General features: G+C 68.2%; 18 protein-coding genes. 8 read left to right on the top strand and 10 right to left on the bottom strand.

Annotation, left to right across the window (positions count from 1 at the left end):
- Positions 1–19 precede the first annotated feature (19 nt).
- A complete protein-coding gene (gene ctaD, locus ACFXKA_RS01895; RefSeq protein ID WP_379425411.1) occupies positions 20–1,756 on the bottom strand; it encodes a cytochrome c oxidase subunit I in 1,737 nt (578 codons plus the stop codon).
- Positions 1,757–2,008: 252 nt separating this feature from the next.
- Between ctaD and ACFXKA_RS01890 the strand changes: the two genes are divergently transcribed.
- Entirely contained in the window at positions 2,009–2,413 is a 405-nt protein-coding gene (locus ACFXKA_RS01890) for a hypothetical protein (RefSeq protein ID WP_379425409.1), read from the top strand.
- A 12-nt stretch (positions 2,414–2,425) separates the two neighbouring features.
- Here ACFXKA_RS01890 and ACFXKA_RS01885 read toward each other — a convergent pair whose 3' ends face one another.
- Positions 2,426–3,289: an LLM class flavin-dependent oxidoreductase gene (locus ACFXKA_RS01885; protein ID WP_379425407.1), complete on the bottom strand. Its 864-nt coding sequence runs from the start codon at positions 3,287–3,289 to the stop codon at positions 2,426–2,428.
- Positions 3,290–3,511: 222 nt separating this feature from the next.
- Between ACFXKA_RS01885 and ACFXKA_RS01880 the strand changes: the two genes are divergently transcribed.
- The 4 genes from ACFXKA_RS01880 (at position 3,512) to ACFXKA_RS01865 (ending at position 7,505) form a co-directional block, all read left to right on the top strand.
- Positions 3,512–4,237, top strand: coding sequence for a hypothetical protein (locus ACFXKA_RS01880; RefSeq protein WP_379425406.1), 726 nt, complete (start codon positions 3,512–3,514; stop codon positions 4,235–4,237).
- Positions 4,238–4,396: 159 nt separating this feature from the next.
- On the top strand, positions 4,397–5,755 hold the full coding sequence (locus tag ACFXKA_RS01875) for a wax ester/triacylglycerol synthase family O-acyltransferase (RefSeq protein WP_379425404.1): 1,359 nt from the start codon (positions 4,397–4,399) through the stop codon (positions 5,753–5,755).
- Between the two features lie 46 nt (positions 5,756–5,801).
- The gene (locus tag ACFXKA_RS01870; RefSeq protein ID WP_379425403.1) at positions 5,802–6,590 is read left to right on the top strand and encodes an RluA family pseudouridine synthase; all 789 of its coding nucleotides are present in this window, start codon (positions 5,802–5,804) and stop codon (positions 6,588–6,590) included.
- Positions 6,591–6,725: 135 nt separating this feature from the next.
- Positions 6,726–7,505, top strand: a complete 780-nt coding sequence (locus ACFXKA_RS01865) for a metallophosphoesterase (protein ID WP_354830751.1) — start codon at positions 6,726–6,728, stop codon at positions 7,503–7,505.
- Here ACFXKA_RS01865 and ACFXKA_RS01860 read toward each other — a convergent pair.
- Positions 7,486–8,553, bottom strand: coding sequence for an AraC family transcriptional regulator (locus tag ACFXKA_RS01860; RefSeq protein ID WP_354830753.1), 1,068 nt, complete (start codon positions 8,551–8,553; stop codon positions 7,486–7,488). The genes ACFXKA_RS01865 and ACFXKA_RS01860 overlap by 20 nt on opposite strands.
- A gap of 95 nt (positions 8,554–8,648) precedes the next feature.
- On the opposite strand from ACFXKA_RS01860, the gene ACFXKA_RS01855 reads away from it, so the two are divergent.
- Complete coding sequence (locus ACFXKA_RS01855) at positions 8,649–10,103, top strand: flavin-containing monooxygenase (RefSeq protein ID WP_379425402.1); 1,455 nt, start codon at positions 8,649–8,651, stop codon at positions 10,101–10,103.
- 174 nt (positions 10,104–10,277) lie between these two features.
- Here ACFXKA_RS01855 and ACFXKA_RS01850 read toward each other — a convergent pair whose 3' ends face one another.
- Positions 10,278–10,658 carry a hemophore-related protein gene (locus ACFXKA_RS01850; RefSeq protein ID WP_379425401.1) on the bottom strand — a complete coding sequence of 127 codons (381 nt, stop codon included), beginning with the start codon at positions 10,656–10,658 and terminating at the stop codon, positions 10,278–10,280.
- 380 nt (positions 10,659–11,038) lie between these two features.
- On the opposite strand from ACFXKA_RS01850, the gene ACFXKA_RS01845 reads away from it, so the two are divergent.
- The gene (locus tag ACFXKA_RS01845; protein ID WP_354830758.1) at positions 11,039–12,190 is read left to right on the top strand and encodes a lipase family protein; all 1,152 of its coding nucleotides are present in this window, start codon (positions 11,039–11,041) and stop codon (positions 12,188–12,190) included.
- A gap of 23 nt (positions 12,191–12,213) precedes the next feature.
- Here ACFXKA_RS01845 and ACFXKA_RS01840 read toward each other — a convergent pair whose 3' ends face one another.
- The 3 genes from ACFXKA_RS01840 to ACFXKA_RS01830 form a co-directional block, all read right to left on the bottom strand.
- Positions 12,214–12,735, bottom strand: a complete 522-nt coding sequence (locus tag ACFXKA_RS01840; protein WP_354830759.1) for a TetR/AcrR family transcriptional regulator — start codon at positions 12,733–12,735, stop codon at positions 12,214–12,216.
- Positions 12,728–13,153 carry a DUF4260 family protein gene (locus ACFXKA_RS01835; RefSeq protein WP_379425399.1) on the bottom strand — a complete coding sequence of 142 codons (426 nt, stop codon included), beginning with the start codon at positions 13,151–13,153 and terminating at the stop codon, positions 12,728–12,730. The genes ACFXKA_RS01840 and ACFXKA_RS01835 overlap by 8 nt, the downstream gene beginning before the upstream one ends.
- An 83-nt stretch (positions 13,154–13,236) precedes the next feature.
- Entirely contained in the window at positions 13,237–13,878 is a 642-nt protein-coding gene (locus ACFXKA_RS01830) for a hypothetical protein (protein ID WP_354830764.1), read from the bottom strand.
- 295 nt (positions 13,879–14,173) lie between these two features.
- On the opposite strand from ACFXKA_RS01830, the gene ACFXKA_RS01825 reads away from it, so the two are divergent.
- A complete protein-coding gene (locus tag ACFXKA_RS01825) occupies positions 14,174–15,403 on the top strand; it encodes a lipase family protein (protein ID WP_379425398.1) in 1,230 nt (409 codons plus the stop codon).
- 38 nt (positions 15,404–15,441) lie between these two features.
- On the opposite strand, the gene ACFXKA_RS01820 is transcribed toward ACFXKA_RS01825, so the two are convergent.
- The 3 genes from ACFXKA_RS01820 to ACFXKA_RS01810 form a co-directional block, all read right to left on the bottom strand.
- Positions 15,442–16,080: an ammonium transporter gene (locus ACFXKA_RS01820; protein WP_354830770.1), complete on the bottom strand. Its 639-nt coding sequence runs from the start codon at positions 16,078–16,080 to the stop codon at positions 15,442–15,444.
- A 162-nt stretch (positions 16,081–16,242) separates the two neighbouring features.
- Entirely contained in the window at positions 16,243–17,007 is a 765-nt protein-coding gene (locus ACFXKA_RS01815) for an energy-coupling factor transporter transmembrane protein EcfT (protein ID WP_354830773.1), read from the bottom strand.
- Complete coding sequence (locus tag ACFXKA_RS01810) at positions 17,004–19,082, bottom strand: ABC transporter ATP-binding protein (protein WP_379425880.1); 2,079 nt, start codon at positions 19,080–19,082, stop codon at positions 17,004–17,006. Before ACFXKA_RS01810 ends, ACFXKA_RS01815 begins: the two co-directional genes overlap by 4 nt.
- Between the last annotated feature and the right edge of the window lie 162 nt (positions 19,083–19,244).

Raw genomic sequence — 19,244 nt, 5'->3', positions numbered from 1 at the left:
GCCCGACGTGCGGAACGAGCTACCTGGGAGCCTTCTCGAACTCCTCCACCGTGTGCCGCCCCGAGCCCCACCCCACATGCGCCTCCGCGCGCATGCGCTCGATCATGTGCGGGTAGTGCAGCTCGAAGGCCGGACGCTCGGAGCGGATGCGCGGCAGCTCGTAGAAGTTGTGCCGCGGCGGCGGGCAGGAGGTCGCCCATTCGAGGGAGTTGCCGTAGCCCCACGGGTCGTCGACGGTCACGACCTCGCCGTAGCGGTAGGACCTGAAGACGTTCCACACGAACGGCAGCACCGACGCGCCCAGAATGAACGACCCGATGGTGGAAACGGTGTTCAGCGTGGTGAATCCGTCGCTGGGCAGGTAGTCGGCGTACCGGCGCGGCATGCCCTGCGCACCCAGCCAGTGCTGCACCAGGAAGGTGGCGTGGAAGCCGAGGAAGGTGGTCCAGAAGTGCCACTTGCCCAGGCGCTCGTCGAGCATGCGGCCGGTCATCTTCGGGAACCAGAAGTAGATGCCCGCATAGGTGGCGAAGGCGATGGTGCCGAAGAGCACGTAGTGGAAGTGCGCGACCACGAAGTAGGTGTCGGAGACGTGGAAGTCCAGCGGCGGCGAGGCCAGGATGACACCCGACAGCCCACCGAACAGGAAGGTGACGATGAAGCCGATCGCGAACAGCATGGGCGTCTCGAAGGTGAGCTGACCGCGCCACATGGTGCCGATCCAGTTGAAGAACTTCACACCGGTCGGAACCGCGATGAGGAAGGTCATGAACGAGAAGTAGGGCAGCAGCACGGCACCGGTGGCGTACATGTGGTGCGCCCACACCGCGATCGACAGCGCCGCGATGGCGAAGGTCGCGTAGACCAGGGTGGTGTAACCGAAGATCGGCTTGCGCGAGAACACCGGGATGACTTCGGAGATGATGCCGAAGAACGGCAGCGCGATGATGTACACCTCGGGATGCCCGAAGTACCAGAACAAATGCTGGAAGAGGATGCTGCCGCCGTTCGACGGATCGTAGATGTGCCCGCCCAGGTGGCGGTCGAAGGCCAGCGCGAACAGGGCGGCGGTCAGGATCGGGAAGGCTACCAGGATAAGCAAACTCGTCGTCAGGATGGTCCAGACGAACACCGGCATCCGGAACAGCGTCATGCCCGGGCAGCGCAGGCAGACGACGGTGGTGATCATGTTGACGCCACCGAGGATGGTGCCCAGACCGGAAACGGCCAGACCCAGGATCCACAGGTCGCCGCCCACGCCCGGCGCGTGCACGATGTCCGACAGCGGCGTGTAGGCGGTCCAGCCGAAATCGGCCGCGCCGCCCGGGGTCAGGAAGCCGGCGGTCGCCATGGACGCCCCGAACAGGTACAGCCAGTAGCTGAGCGCGTTCAGCCGCGGGAAGGCCACGTCGGGCGCACCGATCTGCAGCGGCAGCACCACATTCGCGAAGCCGAACACGATCGCGGTGGCGTAGAAGAGCAGCATGATCGTGCCGTGCATGGTGAACAGCTGGTTGAACTGCTCCGGCGAGAGGAACTGCATGCCCGGCCGCGCCAGCTCCGCGCGCATGAGCAGCGCCATCAGACCACCGATCAGGAAGAAGCTGATGGCGGTGGTGATGTACATCATCCCGAGCATCTTGGGATCGGTTGTGGTGATCACCTTGAGGACGAACGAGCCCTTGGGACCGTGTCGCGGCGGATACGGGCGGATCGCCTCGAGATTCTGTTCGGGCTTTGGAGCAACTGCAGTCACCACATCCTCCTCGGGAGGGTTCCGTCCAGCTTCTACCAATCAGGGCACATAGAACGGCGCACAGCGTACCGACAGCAAATCGATCCTCGCCGAAAACACTCCGGTCGGGGTGAACAGCGATTGGAATGCAAGATACTGCAGGGCAACCCTGCGCGTCGATGGCGGTCTCGAACAGGTTTGGTGCGTTGTTCACTGGCAGTTCATCCCGCGCCATCACGAAATACTCACGAGGCAGGGTCCAATATCGGTGCTATGTCTCGATCACTGCGCGCCCGCGTTCTCACCGTCGCCGTGGTCGGCAGCCTCGGCACCGTGCTCGCCGTGGGTGCCGCCACCGATGCCCGTGGCGAACCCAAGGCCGTGATCCAGGGCCGCACCGAGGTGACCGCCCTGGTCACCGGCGAGAAGCCGGACAACAAGTGCCAGATCGCGGCGTCCGATATCAGCGGTCCGTGGGGCATCGTCGGCCCCGACGGCACCGTCACCCTCACCCTCGGCGCGGTGCACAGCAATGCCAGGAAGCTGCGCGTCATCTGCGAGGACCCCAAGCGCGGCGACGCCAGCCTGCACACCGTCCGCTCGGATCGGGTGACCTTCGACGGACTGCTCTCCCCCATCCGCCAGATCATGCACAACCGATTCTTCGGGGCCAGATAGCTGTCTTCGGGGCTAGACAACCGGGTGACCGGCGCGGGCCGAGGCGACCGCGGACCGGACCGCGGGCACGGTCTCGGTGGCGAAATGGTGGGTGGCGCGGTCGCCGCCGGGGTCGACGGGGAGCAGGAATTCGCTGATGCCGTGGGCCAGGGCCACTTCCGTGAGCTGGCCGGGCGTCATGGTGGGGTCGATGACGTAGGCGCGGCGGATCAGGGCCGGGACGCGACCGGCCCCGCGGGCCGCGGCGTCGATGGCGGTCATCATGGCGGTCAGCGTGGCGGGCGGGGCGTAGCCGACGCTGCCGAGCCAGCCGTCGGCCAGTTCACCGGTCAGGCGCAGGGCGCGGGGACCGTAGACGCCGAGCCAGATGCCGATCGGATGGGCCGGGCGCGGACCGGGTTTCGCGCCGCGCAACGGATAGAACTGGCCGGCCAGCTGCGCGCGTTCACCCTCACCCCACAGCGCGCGAACGACCGCGATGGCCTCGCGCAATGCGGCGAGGGCCTGGCCGGGACTGCGGCGGGTGCCGCCCATGGTCTCGATGGCGTCCCAGAACGCGCCGGCGCCCAGGCCCAGTTCGACCCGGCCGCCGCTGAGCAGGTCCAGGCTGGCGGCGCTGCGGGCCAGCACCGCGGGCGGGCGCAGCGGGAGGTTCGCGACCGCGGGCATGAGGGTGAGGTTGCGGGTGACGCCGGCCAGATAGGACAGCAGGGTCCAGGTGTCCAGGAAGGCGGGCTGATACGGATGATCCTGCACCGCCAGCACTTCCAGCCCGGACTCGTCGGCGTGACGCACCAGGCGCAGCAGCAGACGCCCGCGCGCCGCCTCGGGCGGCACGAAGATCCCGAACCGGAGCTCATGCCCGTAATCCGCCATAGCGAATATCAAGCTACCGCGCTGCCGGGGGCGGCCGGGCGAAATCGGGCGGATTCGGCGCGTCCGGGCGGCGGCAGCCGCTTCAGATCGTGATCAACTGGCAACCCGATTCCATAATCGTTGCCGGGCAACGGAATACAATTGAGGCCGGGTCGCCCGGGTCACGACCCGGTCTTTTCGGCAGTGGGCCGTTCGCGACGGCCGGGTGAAGGGACGTGCGCGATGCCGGCTCACAGCACGGTGGACATCGCCCTACGACACCTGAGGGGAGTGGATCCCTCGGCGCTGCAGCACGCGCGGAACCGGTTGGCGGAGACCGGAATCGCACGGCTGGGATTTCTGCTCCCGCACCGGGTAAAACGGGTCCTCGCCGCCGAGGCGCTGACCCTGCTCGATCATCACAAACAGTGGGGCGACCTGCTGCCCGAGGGCGAGGGCCTGGCCCGGCAACAGGTCGACCTGACCGAGCAGGAGGTGGCCGCCCACGCCTCCTGCATCCCGCAGCTCTACGACTGTGAACCCTTGCGGCACAGCCTTTCCGTGGTCGCCGCCGAACCGGTCCTGGCCTGCCCCGAGGCCGAACGCTACCGCGTGAGCCGCCTGCACCACGACGACTCGGTCGACCAATGGCATTGGGACGACTACGCTTTCGCCCTCGTCCTGGTGGTGGAGTGCCCGCCGCTGGCGGACGGCGGCTTCGTGCAGACGGTGGCGCACACCCGCCGCGACTGGGACCACGCCGACATCTACCGGACCCTGACCCGCAATCCGATCCACTCCTGGGAGATACAGCCCGGCGACCTCTACCTGATGCGCGCCGACACCACCCTGCACCGTGTGCACCCCTTCGCGCACGGACGCCGCACCATCGTCGCCATGACCTTCGCGTCGCGGACCGACACCGAGCGGGAAGTCCCGTGGCGGGCTGCCGAACTCGCGCCCCGATAGCGGACACGCCGTGCAGAGCTGGGAGTTTGCGCCAACAGGTCGACGTGGGCTGAATCATATAGAGTGATAGCCTGATTAACCGTTAACGCAGCGGGGGGCAGCGTCGCCGCACCGTATCCGCTCCGGGCAGTTGTGCCCCACCCGGCTAAGGCGGCTCCCATGGACCTGCTCAACCCTCTCGACGCGATCTTCCTGGCCATCGAATCCCGCGAGCATCCCATGCACGTGGGCGGTCTGCAGCTGTTCGAACCGCCCGCCGACGCAGGCCCCGAGTTCACCCATGAGCTCTTCGAGGCGATGGCCGCGAAAACCGATGTCCGCACCCGATTCCGGCGCAGACCGAGCCGGCTGCTGGGCGGCTTCTCCAGCCTCGCCTGGTCCCACGCCGAGACCGTGGATCTGGGCTACCACCTGCGGCGTTCCGCACTGCCGGCACCCGGCGGCCTGGGTGATCTGCTGGACCTCACCGAGCGCCTGCACGGCATCCTGCTGGACCGGCACCGCCCGCTGTGGGAGGCCCGGCTCATCGAGGGCCTGTCCGACGGCCGCTTCGCGGTCTACGTGAAGATGCACCACGCCCTCATCGACGGCGTCTCGGCCATGCGGCTGCTGCAGCGCACCCTCACCGACGACCCGTTCGACAGCCGGCTCACCGTCCCGTGGGGCACGGCGCCGGTGCCGCGCGACGACAGCCCCGAACCCGAAAGCCCCTGGACGCACTTGCGCCGGGCGGTACCGCGGATCCTGCGCGCTACCGGATCGATCGCCGCGCCGTTGCGGGGCGCCATCGACGGGCGGCTCACCCTGCCCATGACCGCCCCGCGCACCCTGCTCAACACCTCCATCGGCGGGGCCCGGCGCATCGCGGTGCGGTCCTGGCCGCTGGAGCGGATCAATGCCGTCCGGCTGGCCACCGGGGCCACCGTCAACGACATCGTGCTGGCCATGAGCGCTGCCGCGCTGCGCGCCTATCTGCTCGAGCGTGACGCACTGCCGGACGAGCCGCTGATCGCCATGGTGCCGGTCAACATTCGCAGCGCCGCCGAATCCGATACCTCCGAGGGCAACCTGGTGGCGGCCTGCCTGGCCAACCTCGGCACCCACATCGAGGATCCGGCGGTCCGGCTGGAAACCATCAGCACCTCCATGCGCGACGCCAAACGGGTGTTCACGCAATTACCGAAGCTGGAGGCCATGCTGCTGTCGGCCGCGCTGATGACGCCGCTCGGGGTGTCGCTACTACCGGGCTTCGAAGCACTGCCGCGGATGCCGTTCAACCTGGTGATCTCGAATGTGCCCGGGCCGCGCAAGCCGGTCTACATGCAGGGTGCGCGTCTGGACGCCAACTACCCGCTGTCGATTCCGTTCGAATCGCAGGCCATGAACATCACGCTGACCACCAATGGCGACAATCTCGATTTCGGCCTGGTCGGCTGCCGGCGCACCGTGCCGGACCTCGATCGCATGACCGACCATCTGGAGAACGGCCTGGCCGAGCTGGAGCGAGCCGTCGCCTGACGCCTGGTGACACCGGGCCGCGCCGGGCCTCATTACGCTGGTCCGCGTGGAAACATCGTGGCCCGAACTGCGCACCGAGTGCCTGATCCTCGAGGACGAGGCGGTCCTGGCCCTGAACAAGCCGGCCGGGATCTCGGTGACGGGCGAACGCCACGACACCGACATCGTGGAAATGGCCGCGGCGCAGGGCGAGACGCTGTATCCGGTGCACCGGATCGACAAGGTCACCTCGGGTCTCGTCCTGCTGGCCAAGGAGCTGCCCGCGCACGGGCAGCTCACCCGGCAGTTCAACAAGCGCACCGCGGAGAAGACGTACCTGGCCGTCACCGCCTCCACGGGCCTGCCCGACCGCGGCGTCATCGATCTGCCGCTGAGCGTGGGCCGCAAGAACCGGGTGCGAATCGCCGCGCCGCGCGAGAGCATTCACCGCGCGGGCGACACCTGGCTGGTCGACGAGCAGGACGTGGCGACGGGCAAGAGCTATCCCTCGGTCACCGAATTCACCACCCTGGCCCGCACCGATTCCCATACGGTGCTGGCACTGCGCCCGATCACCGGGCGGCGGCATCAAATTCGCGTGCACCTGGCCTGGATCGGTCACCCCATCGTCGGCGATCCGCTGTTCGACCGGACCGGCGCATTTCCCCGCACCCATCTGCATTCGTGGCGTCTGACCCTGGACGCGTCCTGGCGTCCCACCGGCACACTCGAACTGGAGGCCGAGCCGGGCGCCGACTTCTGGCGGATCGGCCACACCACGGTCACCACCGATCCGCGGCAACTGCTGAGCAGCGCAGGCGAACTCATGACGCGCGCCACATCGACCGGTTACTGATGTGACTTCGCTATATTGGGTGGCGGGTCTCACCGAGACCGCATCAGGGCAGGTCAATTAGCCTGAATGGGGTGACCGCGGTGCGGCGGCACAGCCGGGCGCAATGATGCTGCCCTTCACAGAAAGCGAACGCCGATGGTTCTGCTGGCTCAGCTCAGTGACACCCATTTCAATATGGGCGCCCGCAATGTCGAACGCGCCGAACGGGTGATGGCCTTTCTCGCCGAGCTGCCGCAGCGACCCGACGTCATCATCGTCACCGGCGACATCGCCGACGAAGGCGATGTGGAGGAGTACCAGCAGGCGCGCGCGGCCCTGAGCGCCGATCTGCCCGTGCTGATCCTGCCCGGCAATCACGACGACCGCGCCAATATGCGCAGCGTGCTCTTCCCCGCCACCTCGGGCACCGGACCCATCAACCAGTCCTACCGGATCGACGGCGTGACCCTGGCCCTGCTGGACTCCAGCATTCCCGGCAAACCGGAGGGCCTGCTCGAGGACGAGACCTACGACTTCCTCACCGAGGTCCTGGCAGCGGCCCCCGACGATGAAGTGGTGCTGGTGGCCATGCATCATCCGCCGGTGCCGGTGCAGTCCACCGTCGTGGATCCCATCCGGCTCACCAATCCGGAGCGCCTGGCCGAGATCGTGGCGGGCGACGACCGCATCGCCGCCGTCCTCACCGGTCACGTGCACGCCGGGCTCATGACCCAGTTCGCGGGCAAGCCGCTGATCGTGGCGCCGAGCGTCTCCTCCACCATCGGCTGCGAATGGGAAACGGCCGCACCGGGACACGTGCCGATCGACTTCGCGCCCGACCCGTCGATGATCTTCCACTCCATTACCGACGGCCGGCTGCTGTCGATGTTCCGGCCCATCGCCATGGGCGGCTGGCTCAGCGAACCGACGGAGTGACCGCGCCGCGCCGGTAGGCCGAGGGCGTGGTGCCGGTCCAGCGTTTGAAGGCGTGAATGAAGGTGGACGCCTCCGCGTAGCCGAGCCGGATCGCCACATCGCTCACCGACAGCGGTGTGGCCGTGAGCATTTCCTCGGCCAACGCGCGCCGCACCTCGTCCAGCAGCTGCCGGTAACTGGTGCCCGCCGCGTCCAGGTGGCGGCGCAGGGTGCGGGTGCTCATATTGAGATCCCTTGCCACCGAATCGATTCCGGGCGGCACCGCGAAACCGTCCAGGCCGCCGCGCGGCACCAGCAGCTCCCGCACCTCGGCGGCGATGCCGGTGCGGGCGCGGCGGCGGGAGACCAGTTCGGTGCACTGCGCCAGGCACATGGCCCAGGTGTGCTCGTTCGCCTGCGGCAGCGGCTGCTCCAGGATCGCCGGATCCATGGTGAACACGTTGTGCTCGGCCTCGAAATTCGGTGTCAGCCCGTAGATTTCGGTGTAGAGGCGGAGGTCGGGCGGCGGCTCGAAATCGAAGTCGGCGCGCAGCAGTTCGACGCGGTGGCCCATCAGGTCCGACAGCATCTGGAACATGGCGGTGACGTCGCGTTCCACCAGGAAGCGACGGACGTCGGCGGGCACCCGCTCGTCGTGGATGCGGGCCATGAATTCACCCGGCCGCCAGCGCGCCGCCGGAATGCAGAAGGTGAAGCTGAGCTCCAGATAGCGCAGGGCGAGGGAGATGGCCTCGCCGAGGGTGGGACTGCTGACGCAGGCGAAGCCGAAGATGCCGAAGGTGGTGATGCGGTACCGCCGGCCCACCTCCAGCCCGAGGTCGGGGCGGGCGCCCAGTTCGCGCACCAGGTTCCGGATCACCGCCAGTTCGGTGTGCGCGTCGATCTGCTCGTCCGGATTGGCCAGCTGCTTCTCGTTCAGCCCGCTGCCCTGCAGCATGCGGGCGGCCGGGACCCCGTGCTCGCGCGCGAATCCGACCATGAGGGCGACACTCGCCACGCCGCGCGGGAAATTCCAGTCGCGAATCCCCGCCTCCTGCACCGTGCCCATAGCCTGATTATGGCCGAAATTCTCGATCCGGTCGCCCACCAAATCGAACGCTCGCTCCTACAGTGAGAAGAGTCTTCGATGTGAGGAGCACCACAATGCCGTCCGTCATCATCATCGGCGCCGGATTCGGCGGGCTCGGCATGGCGATCGAGTTGCAGCGCAATGGCTTCCGCGAGTTCACCATCCTGGAGAAGGCGGCCGACCTGGGCGGGGTGTGGCGGGAGAACACCTACCCCGGGGCGGCCTGCGATGTGCCCTCGCCGCTGTACTCGTTCGCGCACGAGCCCAGACCGAAGTGGCGGCAGCGATATTCGACACGCGAGGACATCTGGGCGTACATGCGCGGGATCGCCGAGCGGCATCGGCTGCTGGACCGCATCGTGTTCGGGACCGAGGTCACCGAGGCGGAGTTCGACGAGACGACCGGGCAGTGGACGGTGCGCACCGCCGACGGCGTGACGCGCACCGCGGATGTGCTGGTCCCGGCCGTCGGGCAGTTGTCGCGCCCGGCCATGCCGCCGATTCCGGGCATCGAGGTGTTCGGCGGGGCATCCTTCCATTCGGCGCGGTGGGATCACGGGGTCGAACTGGCCGGCAAGCGGGTGGCCTGCATCGGGACCGGGGCCAGCGCGATCCAGTACATTCCCGAGATCCAGCCGCGGGCCGCTCATCTGACCGTCTTCCAGCGCACCGCCGCCTGGGTGCTGCCCAAGTTCGACACCGACTACAAGCCGGTGCATCAGCGGATCCTCATCTCGATTCCGGGAATGCCGAAGGCCGAACGCCTTTCGTGGTGGCTGCTCGCCGAGTTCATATCGCTGGGGCTGGTCGAGTTCCCCGGCATCGTGCGCGGGGTCGCGCGGATCGCGGAGAAGCATCTGGAGGTGAAGGTCGCCGATCCGGAGCTGCGCGCCAAGCTGACCCCCGACTACCCCATCGGCTGCAAGCGCGGACTGTTCTCCAACGACTACTTCCCGGCCCTCACCCAGCCCAATGTGCACGTGGAGACCACCGCCATCAGCGAGATCGCCCCCATGGGCGTCCGCACCGCCGACGGCGTGCTGCACGAGGCCGACGTCATCATCTACGGCACCGGCTTCAAGGGCACGGAATTCCTGTGGCCCATGAAGATCCGGGGCCGCGCGGGCCGAAATCTGAGCGATGTGTGGGATGGCGGCGCCCACGCCTACCTGGGCATCACGGTCCCCGAATTCCCCAACATGTTCATGGTCTACGGCCCCAACACCAACCTCGGAGTCGGATCCATCATCTACATGATCGAATCCCAGGCGCGCTACATCCGCCACGCCCTGCAACTCCTCGCCGAACGACCGCGCACCTGTCTGGAAGTCAGACCCGAAGTCGAACTGGCCTTCAACGATGCCCTTCAGCAGCGCCTGGCCCGCACCCCGTGGAACTTCTGCACCAGCTGGTATCGGACGCCATCCGGCCGCATCGTCAATAACTGGCCCGGCACCACGCGTAGCTACCGGCGCCGCACCCGCGCCCTGCGCCTTTCCGACTACACCTTCACCCCGATCCGAGGCTGATCAGTATCCGGTAACGCGAAATTCCTTGCCCACCAAGTCATCTCAACCTCGGCGGGGAAAACGGTGCTGGCAGCGGACACCAAGCGATCTGCTTCGGCCGTCTCCCACCAGCACCGAACCTTCCCGATTCCTCGGCTTCACCGCTCAATGAGAATCAGAAGGGCAACCCGTTGGTCAGTACCGGTGGCAAATGTCGGTGACCTGGCGCAGGTGCGGACCGAAGTCCGAGTTGATATCGGTGGGCGCGCCCATCTGCTGCTGTTCGACGAGCAGGGCCTGGAAGGCGATGCGCCGCTGCCACATCGGCTGGTCATAGGCCATCCGGAACGCGGCCTTGCGCCCGGGTGCGGCATCGAGCTGCGCCGCGATCTCAGGTTCCACCTGGTGGAAGGCGGCGTCGATCTGGTCGAATGAGCAACTCGAGCTCAGCAGCGGTTCGAGATCGCTCATCGGATCGGCGCCCGCCACTCCCGCACCGGACAGCGCCGCACCGGCGGCGAATCCGGCAATCGTCACTGCAATCACGCCTGCGTACCGCGCACTGATCAACCTCATGTGAGACCAACCTTTCGTAGTAGCTGGATCTGCGGATGACAACCGGCCCTCGTCCGGGCCGGACCGAAGGGTAGCCGAGGGCATCGGGGGCCGGAGCGCTGGACTCCGCACAACACCTTTGTCTCCACGCGCGAGTCATCGTTGACCGCACGTACCAGGCCACATAGTTTGTTCTCCCGTGCGCCGGAATTCTTGGCGGCGCAAGCAGTGGTCCGTGGTATCTGGAGCGTCGGCCGATACACACTGGAGGCGTTTTGAAGCTCGATGCCGCACGGTTCGGGAAACGCACGAATAGATCGACCAAATTATCGCGAACAATCCGATACTGGTGGCGCGCCGGACTCATCGGCGCAGTCACACTACTGACGACGGCAATCGCGGTGCCCAGCGCCCGCGCCGATATCCCCTTCCCCGACAACGATCCGTTCTACGCGGCGCCCGCCAACCTCGGACAATTCGCGAACGGGTCGATTCTCAACTCCCGGCCGATCTCGGTGTTCGGGCAGTCGCTGCCGGTAGCGGCCTGGCAGGTCCAATACCGAACCACCGGCTCCAACGGCGAGGCCGCCGCCGATATGGCCACGGTCTTGAAGCCCGATACCCCGTGGAACGGTCCGGGTGATCGCCCGCTGCTGGCGTTCCAGGTCGCCGAGGACAGTCTCGGAACGCGGTGCGCGCCATCGTTCGCGCTGCGTGGCGGGCGCGGCTTCTCCATCATCACCACGCTGCTGGATGTCCCGTTCCTGGCGCAGGCGCTGTGGCGCGGCTGGGCGGTGGTGGTATCCGACTACCAGGGCCCGCAGTCCCGTTTCTTCGACGGCATCAACTCCGGCCGGGCCGTGCTGGACGGCGTGCGCGCCGCCAAATCCTTTGCTCCGCTGGGCATTACCACCAACAGTGCACTCGGCGCGTGGGGCTACTCGGGCGGCGCCTTCGCCACCCTGTGGGCCATGCAGCTGCGGTCGAGCTACGCACCCGAGCTCCGGTTCGCGGGCGTGACCTCCGGCGGCGTGCCCGTGGACATCCCCTCCATGATGCGCGGAGTGGACGGCGGCTTCCAGGCCGGGCTCGCCGTGCTCATCCTGATCGCCCTGGCGCGCAACGATTCCGGCACCGGACTGGCCAAGATCCTCAATGACAACGGCCGCACGCTGATGGCCCGAGAGGCCAGTTCATGCGCCGGCGACCTGGTGGTCCACCACGCTATGCGGCACCTCGACGAATACTCGACCGCACCGAATCTCGTCGGCAGCCAAGCGTTCAAGGCCGCCGCCATCCGTCAGGAACTGGGCGCCCAGGCCCCCGACACCCCGCTGTACCTCTACCACAGCAATGCCGACGACGTGATCCCGGCGGGAGGCTTCAGCGCCCTCGTCGACCGCTACTGCTCCCTCGGCGCAAACCTGACCGCCATCCACTCACAGATCCCCGGCCACAACCCCGCAGCAGTCGTGGAATCCCTGGGAGCCATGAACTTCCTGTCCGACCGCTTCGCCGGCAAACCGATGCCCCCCGGCTGCGACGTGCGCTGAGGCACGCATCGCGGGATAGGCCGCTACTCGCCGAAGGCGGCGAGGCCGGATTGCCAGGCGGCCGTCAGGTCGGCGTTGCTGGGGAAGCGGCCGTCGATTTCGAGGCTCACCATGCCATGGGCGAAGGCCCAGAGCGCGCGGGCTCGGGCCGGGTCGCCGCCGACGGCCGTGACGAGTGGTCGTGCCGTGCGCTCTTCCAGGTCGGGCGGGAGTAGGTCGCGGCGGAGTGGGCGGTAGTTCATGAGGCGGTATACGTGCGGGTGGGCCAGGGCGTAGTCGCGGTAGGCCTGGGCCACGCCCGGGAGGCCCTGGGCGGAGGCGGTTTCCAAGGCCTGCGCCACCTCGGTGAAAGCCTGGGCCACTACCAGGGTTTCGAGGGCGGTCTTGTCGGGGACGTGTTTGTACAGGGAGGGGGCTTTGATACCCAAGGCCTCGGCTACGTTTCGCATGGTCAGGGCCTCGGGGCCCTGGGTGTCCAAGAGGGTGCGAGCGGCGGCGGCGATCTGCCGCTGCCGCTCGGTGAGTGGTCCGGTCGGGTCAGGCACGGAGGAATCCGTCCGCGGTGCGGAGGCCGTAGCCCGCGATGCGGTCGATGCCGATGTGCAGCATCCAGGCCAGCAGGAAGGTGAACAGGGCCGGGATCTGGAGGGGGGCGAAGGTGTACGCGACGGCCAGGGCCAGGGGGATCCAGGTGCGGTGGGCGGTGTTGTAGAAGGGGACGGCCCGGCGGGGCAATTGGCCCTGCTGCACAGGGTCGTTCGCGCCGATGGCGGCGAAGAAGGTGAGGTCGGGGGCGATGAGGCCGGCCATCAGGGCCAGCCAGGAGCCGGTGCCGTGGTTGACGCCCTCGACGATGGCGAAGGCGGCGAGGAAGACGGTCCAGGTGATCCATCCGGCCTTGCGGACGAGGGCCGGGAGCCGGTGATCGGTGGTGGCCGACAGGTTGGCGGCGATGGTGGTCATCGGACCCTCCGAGGCTTCTCACTGAGGCTAACGTTGTTAGCCATCACGTTAAGCTAACGCCGTTAGCCAGTCAACCCGAACGGTCAGGCGGCCATCGGCTCGGCCTCCGCGGCGGGCGAACCAGCCGGTTCCGCGGGATGGAAGCCCGGCAGGAACCGATCCACGAACGGGATCATCAGCTGGATCAGCGGTCCGATGGCGAACGCGTACACGACCGTGCCCACTCCGACGCTGCCGCCGAGGATCCAACCGACGGACAACACCGTCGCCTCCAGCCCTGTCCGGATGACCCACACCGGCTTGCCCGTACGCCGAACCAGGCCAGTCATCAGGCCATCACGCGGACCCGGCCCCATGCCCGCGCCGATATAGAGCACTGTCGCAATCGCATTGAGCACCACCGCCGCACCCATGGCCGCGATCCGGATCGGCAACGCGTGCAACTCCGGCAGCAACCACAGCCCCGCGTCCACCGAGACGCCGATCACCACGACATTGCTGACCGTGCCCAGACCCGGCCACTGCCGCAGGGGAATCCAGGCCAGCAGTACCGCCGCGCCCGTAATCGCCACGACCGTACCGAAACTCAACGGCACCTGATCGGCCACGCCCTGGTGGAACACATCCCACGGATCCAGGCCGAGCGCGGCGCGGATCATCACGGCCATGGAGAAGCCGTACAACCAGAGTCCGACGTACAGGGCGATGAGGCGGCGCAACAACATTGACCGAGCATGACGGCAACTGGCATGCAATCGGTAGAGCCAGTCGCAAAGATCTGGATACCAATCTGGATATATCTTTTCGTACAAGAAACCGCGCAACGCCGTAGTTACGACGCGCGGAGACGCGTTGACCGCGAGGACCGGCCCGACGTAATTTTGTTTCTCCGATGCGCCGGAATTCTTGTCGGCGCGAACAGCGGGTCCGTGAGATGTCTGGAGCGTCGGATGATTCGACGCTGGAGGCGTTATGCGGCGGGACGGCGCATGGTTCGGGGTACGCACGCGCGGATTCACGGTGCGCTCACACACGGTTCGGCACTGGTGGCGCGCCGGGCTGATCGGCGCGGTGACCCTGCTGTCGGCGGCGGTCGCGGTGCCCGGCACTCGCGCCGACATCCCCTATCCCGACAATGATCCGTTCTACGCGGTGCCGATCAACCTGGGAGAGTTCGCAAACGGGGCAATCCTCAACTCCCGGCCCATCGCCGTCTTCGGGCTGCCGCTCCCGGTGGCGGGCTGGCAGGTGCAGTACCGCACCACCGATTCCGCCGGGGAAGCCGCCGCGGACGTGGCCACCGTCATGACGCCGCTCACGCCCTGGACCGGTCCCGGCGATCGCCCGCTGCTGTCGTATCAGATCGCCGAGGACAGCCTCGGAACCCGTTGCGCCCCATCCTTCGCGCTGCGCGGCGGGCGCGACTTCTCCATTGCCACCACCCTGCTGGACGTACCCTTCCTGGCCGAGGCGTTCCGCCGCGGCTGGGCCGTGGCGGTGTCGGACTACGAGGGCCCGCAGTCCCGATTCTTCGACGGCGTGAACTCCGGACGGGCGGTACTGGACGGCGTGCGCGCCGCCAAATCCTTCGCCCCACTGGGTATCACGGATGCCAGTCCGCTCGGAGCCTGGGGCTACTCGGGCGGCGCCTTCGCCACCCTGTGGGCCATGCAGCTGCGGGCGAGCTACGCGCCCGAGATCTGGTTCGCGGGTGTGACCTCCGGTGGCGTGCCCGCCGACATCCCCGCCATCGCGCGCGGCGTGGACGGCGGCTATCAGGCCGGGCTCGCGGTGCTGATCCTGCTCGCCCTGGCCCGCAACGATTCCGGCTCCGGACTGGCGGACACGCTCAATGACAGCGGCCGGGCGCTGCTGGCGCAGGAGGCGACCTCCTGCGGCGGCGATCTGGTGGCCCGCCACTTCTTCGGGCGTGTCGACGACTACTCGAGCGTCCCGGACATCCTTGACAGCCAGGCCTTCCGGGCCGCCACCAACCATCAGGAGCTGGGCGGCTGGGCGCCCGACGTGCCGCTGTACCTGTACCACAGCAACAACGACGACGTGATTCCGCCGGCGGGCTTCAGCGCCCTGGTGGACCGCTATTGCGCGCTGGGCGCGAACCTGACCGCCGTGCACTCGGCGATACCGGGCCACAATCCGGCCGCTGCCGGAGAAGCCCTGGGGGCCATGAACTTTCTGTCGGATCGCTTCGCTGGCGACCCGGTGGACGCAGGGTGCACCGTGCGCTGACGATCGTCCGCAGCGGCCGGTGCACCCGCGCCGGAGTGTTACTGGTCGCCAGGCTGGGCCCATTTGGTGGTGCCGGGCGCCGCGTTCAGCGTGTTGATCAGGTCGATGCCGGCGATCAGCAGGGCGGGCCCGCCGACCACCAGGGTGCCGATGACCGCGCCGACCGCCGCGGCGACCGGGACGGTCGCCAAACCGAAAGCGCCACCGAGGAATCCGATCGCGCCGACCGCCGCGCCCACCGCCAGGCCCAGGAAACTGCCGATGGCCGTGCCGATGCCGAACTGGGTGCTGAACGCCTCCATGGCGTGCTGGTTCTCGTTCGTCGAGGCCACCGGGTGCAGTGCCGGCGTGGCCGCGGCGACATCCTTGACCGCGGTCAGGGAGAGGGTGGCGCCGCCATCGCTGACGGTGCCCGGCACCGGGTAGCTCAGACCGTCCTGTTCGAAGGCCAGCGGCAGGCTGAGGACGGTCGCGCCCGCGGAGTCCTTGATGTTCACCGCTCGCCCGGCCAGCTCGAAGCTGCCGTTGGTGAGGGTGGTGACAACGGTATTGCCGACCAGCTGGGTCTGGTAACCGATGTCGGGCACCGCCGGATCCGCGTGTGCCACACCGGCTCCGGTGATGGCGACTGCCGTGACAACCGGCGCGGCGACAGCGGTGATCTTGCGCAGCATCATGGGTCTTCCAATCTCGATCAGGTGTTTGTGGCAACACACGGCTCAGTTGAAAGAATTCCCCCTTTGCGACTGTGAGCCCGTGTTGCATCGGCAACGCGCTCTACTGGCAGACACGGTAGCGCGCGGCACCGACACCCCGAATTATTTTCCGCTCGAGTGTTGCTAAAAAAGCAGTTCGACACCGATTCCCAAGGCGCACACCAAAGCCACCACCAGTAGCGCCACCATGTCCGCGCGCCCCGGCGATCCCGGGCGGGCGGTCAGCTCGCCGGTGCCGCCGCGGGTGGTGATGGCCTCGCCGAGTTCGCCCGCCCGCCGGCTGGAGACCGCCATGCTCGCGGTCAGAATGTCGACCAGCGGGTTCTCCGACGCGCGATGCAGCAGCGAATCCTTGGGCCGCAGTTTGCGAGCCGCGCGCAGGATACGCATCTCCTCCAGCAGCAGCGGCAGTCCGCGCAGGGTCAGCGCGACCACCACCGCCCACTCGTCCACCGGAATCGCGTGCCGGACCCCATGGCGTGTCCAGCCGATGCGCTTCAGCGGCGCACCCAATCTGGCCAGCGCGGGCGCGACCTCACCCATCGGCGTGGTCCACGCGACCAGGAACGACGCGCCCAGCAGCAGAAAACCGAACAGGACCACCTGCGCGTACCGCAGCAGCGCCGACGCGCCGACGGGCGCGTTGATGGCCGCCCCGATCAGCACGCCCGCCCAGAACCACCACGGGAGGCGGGGCAGCGTGCCCAGCGGCAGCTTCGCCAGTAGGAACACCGCCACCAGGAACAGCGTCGCGACACCCAGCAGCGCCCAGGACGGGATGAACATGAGCAGCACGCTGACGGCGAAGACGCCGATCATCTTGGTACCGGCCCAGAGTCGATGCACGGGGCTGTCGACGGGGACCTCGCGCAGGACGACGCTGCTCATCGGACACCTCCGGTGAAATCCTGAATCCGGTTGTCGTGCACTGCGGCGGCACCGTTCTCGACGAGGTGGCCGTCGCGCAGGTGGACGGTGCGGTCGCACACCGCGGCCATGTCGGACACGTCGTGCGAGATGACGATGAGGGTCAGGCCCGAATCCCGGAGCCGGGCAAGCAGTTCCACCACTCCGGCGCGGCCCTCCGGATCGAGTCCGGCCAGCGGCTCGTCGAGCACCACCACCTGGGGGTGGCTCGCCACGATCGCCGCCAGCACCACCCGCTTGGCCTGCCCGCCGCTGAGCTCCTCGACCGAGCGCGAGGCCAGCGCCCGATCCAGCCCCACGGCGTCGAGGGCACGCGCGACCGCGTAGCTGCCGCGGCCACCCCAGTCCTCGATCTCGGTGCCGACGTTCTGGCGCTGCAATTGCAGGCGGGAATGCTGGAAGGCCAGCTGCACGGCCCCGATCCGCTTGTGCACCGGACGGGTGGTGCCCATGGGTTCGCGCAGCACACAGGTGCCGGCGGTGGGCATGGTCAGCCCGGCCATGATCCAGGCCAGCGTGGACTTGCCGGAACCGTTGCCGCCCACGATGAGCAGGGCTTCGCCGCGGCGGACGCTCAGGTCGATGCCGTGCAGGGCGGGCGCTTCCCAGGGGGTGCCGCGGTTGTAGGTGTGGCCGACGCCCTGCAATTCGAGGACGACATCGCCCATGGGCCGGCGGCGTGGATCGCGAACGGGACGCGGCCAGGCGGGCAGATGTCCGACCGAGCGGCCCTGTTCCAGATGGACCACCCGGTCCGCGGCAGCCGCGTCCGCCTCGTGATGGGTCACCAGAACCACGGCCATCGGATGCCGGCGCGGCAGGTCGGCCAGCAGTGCGACCAGGTCACGACGCCCCTCGGGGTCGATCATCGAGGTCGCCTCGTCGGCGATGAGCAGCGTGGGCTGCCGGGCCAGGGCGGCGGCCACCGCGAGCCGCTGCTGCTGCCCACCTGACAGGGTCGAGGTTTCGCGCCCGCCCATACCGGCCAGACCGACCTCGGACAGCAATCCGTCGATATCGACGGCCGCGGCATCCGCGGTGGGCAGGCCCCACACCACGTCATCCGCGACGAGCACGCCCAGCGTCTGGCTCTCCGGTCGCTGCAGCACCATCGCGGTACCGCCACGCACGCCCAGGCCCGCCGCGCCCAGCCGGGTGACCGTGCCCGCGGTCGGCGGGCGACCCGCGAGAATCCTGGTGAGCGTGGACTTTCCGGACCCGTTGTGGCCGACCACCGCCACGAATTCGCCGACGTCGACAGTCAGATCGATATTGTGCAGGGCATCGGTGCGCGCCCCCTCGTATCGGAACGCGACCTCCCGCAAGGTGACCGGCAGCGGCGCGACCGGACGCGGATCCGCGGGCGCGTCCAGCAGGCTGTCGCGGCCCGGCAGCCAGGACAGGCGATCCAGCACCCGCCCGAGCACGAACCAGGAGAACACTCCGCTGACCACCATGGCCGCGATGATGCCGCCGCCCACGAAGGCCCACCACCAGTGCAGGACGGTGTCGGTGTAGTCGGACACGGCACGGCCCAGCGGCTCCAGCGAAGGCTGGCGCGCCGCCAGGTTTTCGATGCCCTCCGCGGAGTTGCGGATGCTGTCGAACAGCAGGTGCCGCGACTGAGCGAAAACCAGCAGCATGCCGACCGTCAGGGCGGCCATCACGGATCCGGCCACCGCCGAGAGCGCCACCACCGCGGGCAGACCGCCTCGCCTGCGCTTGACCGTGCCGATGATCCCACCGATCACCGCGACGCCGACCAGGTTCTCGGCGGGCAGCAGCCCCGCCGCGACGAACGTCACCAGCGCCCCCGCGATGGTGGTCGCCAGCTGCGCCCGGAACCGGTGCCGATGCGCCAGCAGCCCCATGGGCACCGCCGCCACCAGTTGCAGTGCCGCCGCGAACGGCACCAGCGACCCGAGCGTCACCAGCCCCACCGTCGCCCCGCCCAGCACGGCCGACGCGGCCAGCTCGATGGGCCGCAACGCCCCCGTGGGAAGCGTCGCCCCAGCGCTGCTCCCGGCGCGGGACACGCCAACCTGCTCGGCCAGCCCACCGCGAATCCGGTACGAATCGGTCACGCCTACCAGTCTGCCGTGTCCGCACCCCAACCCACCGCGACCTCTCAACATCTCCACAGACTGCAGGCAGTGCCGCCACAAATATCCGCGGTCGATCAGCGGAAACACCAGCCC

This window comes from Nocardia sp. NPDC059228 (assembly GCF_042754245.1).
Taxonomy (GTDB): Bacteria; Actinomycetota; Actinomycetes; order Mycobacteriales; family Mycobacteriaceae; genus Nocardia.
The sequence above is the reverse complement of the archived record's forward strand: the minus strand, read 5'-3'. Positions and strand labels throughout refer to the sequence as shown.

Excerpts from the sequence above, each read along its gene's own strand:
- ACFXKA_RS01890 (WP_379425409.1), top strand. The coding sequence starts at position 2,009 with ATGTCTCGATCACTGCGCGCCCGCGTTCTCACCGTCGCCGTGGTCGGC.
- ACFXKA_RS01885 (WP_379425407.1), bottom strand. The coding sequence starts at position 3,289 with ATGGCGGATTACGGGCATGAGCTCCGGTTCGGGATCTTCGTGCCGCCC.
- ACFXKA_RS01880 (WP_379425406.1), top strand. The coding sequence starts at position 3,512 with ATGCCGGCTCACAGCACGGTGGACATCGCCCTACGACACCTGAGGGGA.
- ACFXKA_RS01875 (WP_379425404.1), top strand. The coding sequence starts at position 4,397 with ATGGACCTGCTCAACCCTCTCGACGCGATCTTCCTGGCCATCGAATCC.
- ACFXKA_RS01865 (WP_354830751.1), top strand. The coding sequence starts at position 6,726 with ATGGTTCTGCTGGCTCAGCTCAGTGACACCCATTTCAATATGGGCGCC.
- ACFXKA_RS01860 (WP_354830753.1), bottom strand. The coding sequence starts at position 8,553 with ATGGGCACGGTGCAGGAGGCGGGGATTCGCGACTGGAATTTCCCGCGC.
- ACFXKA_RS01855 (WP_379425402.1), top strand. The coding sequence starts at position 8,649 with ATGCCGTCCGTCATCATCATCGGCGCCGGATTCGGCGGGCTCGGCATG.
- ACFXKA_RS01850 (WP_379425401.1), bottom strand. The coding sequence starts at position 10,658 with ATGAGGTTGATCAGTGCGCGGTACGCAGGCGTGATTGCAGTGACGATT.
- ACFXKA_RS01835 (WP_379425399.1), bottom strand. The coding sequence starts at position 13,153 with ATGACCACCATCGCCGCCAACCTGTCGGCCACCACCGATCACCGGCTC.
- ACFXKA_RS01830 (WP_354830764.1), bottom strand. The coding sequence starts at position 13,878 with ATGTTGTTGCGCCGCCTCATCGCCCTGTACGTCGGACTCTGGTTGTAC.
- ACFXKA_RS01820 (WP_354830770.1), bottom strand. The coding sequence starts at position 16,080 with ATGATGCTGCGCAAGATCACCGCTGTCGCCGCGCCGGTTGTCACGGCA.
- ACFXKA_RS01815 (WP_354830773.1), bottom strand. The coding sequence starts at position 17,007 with ATGAGCAGCGTCGTCCTGCGCGAGGTCCCCGTCGACAGCCCCGTGCAT.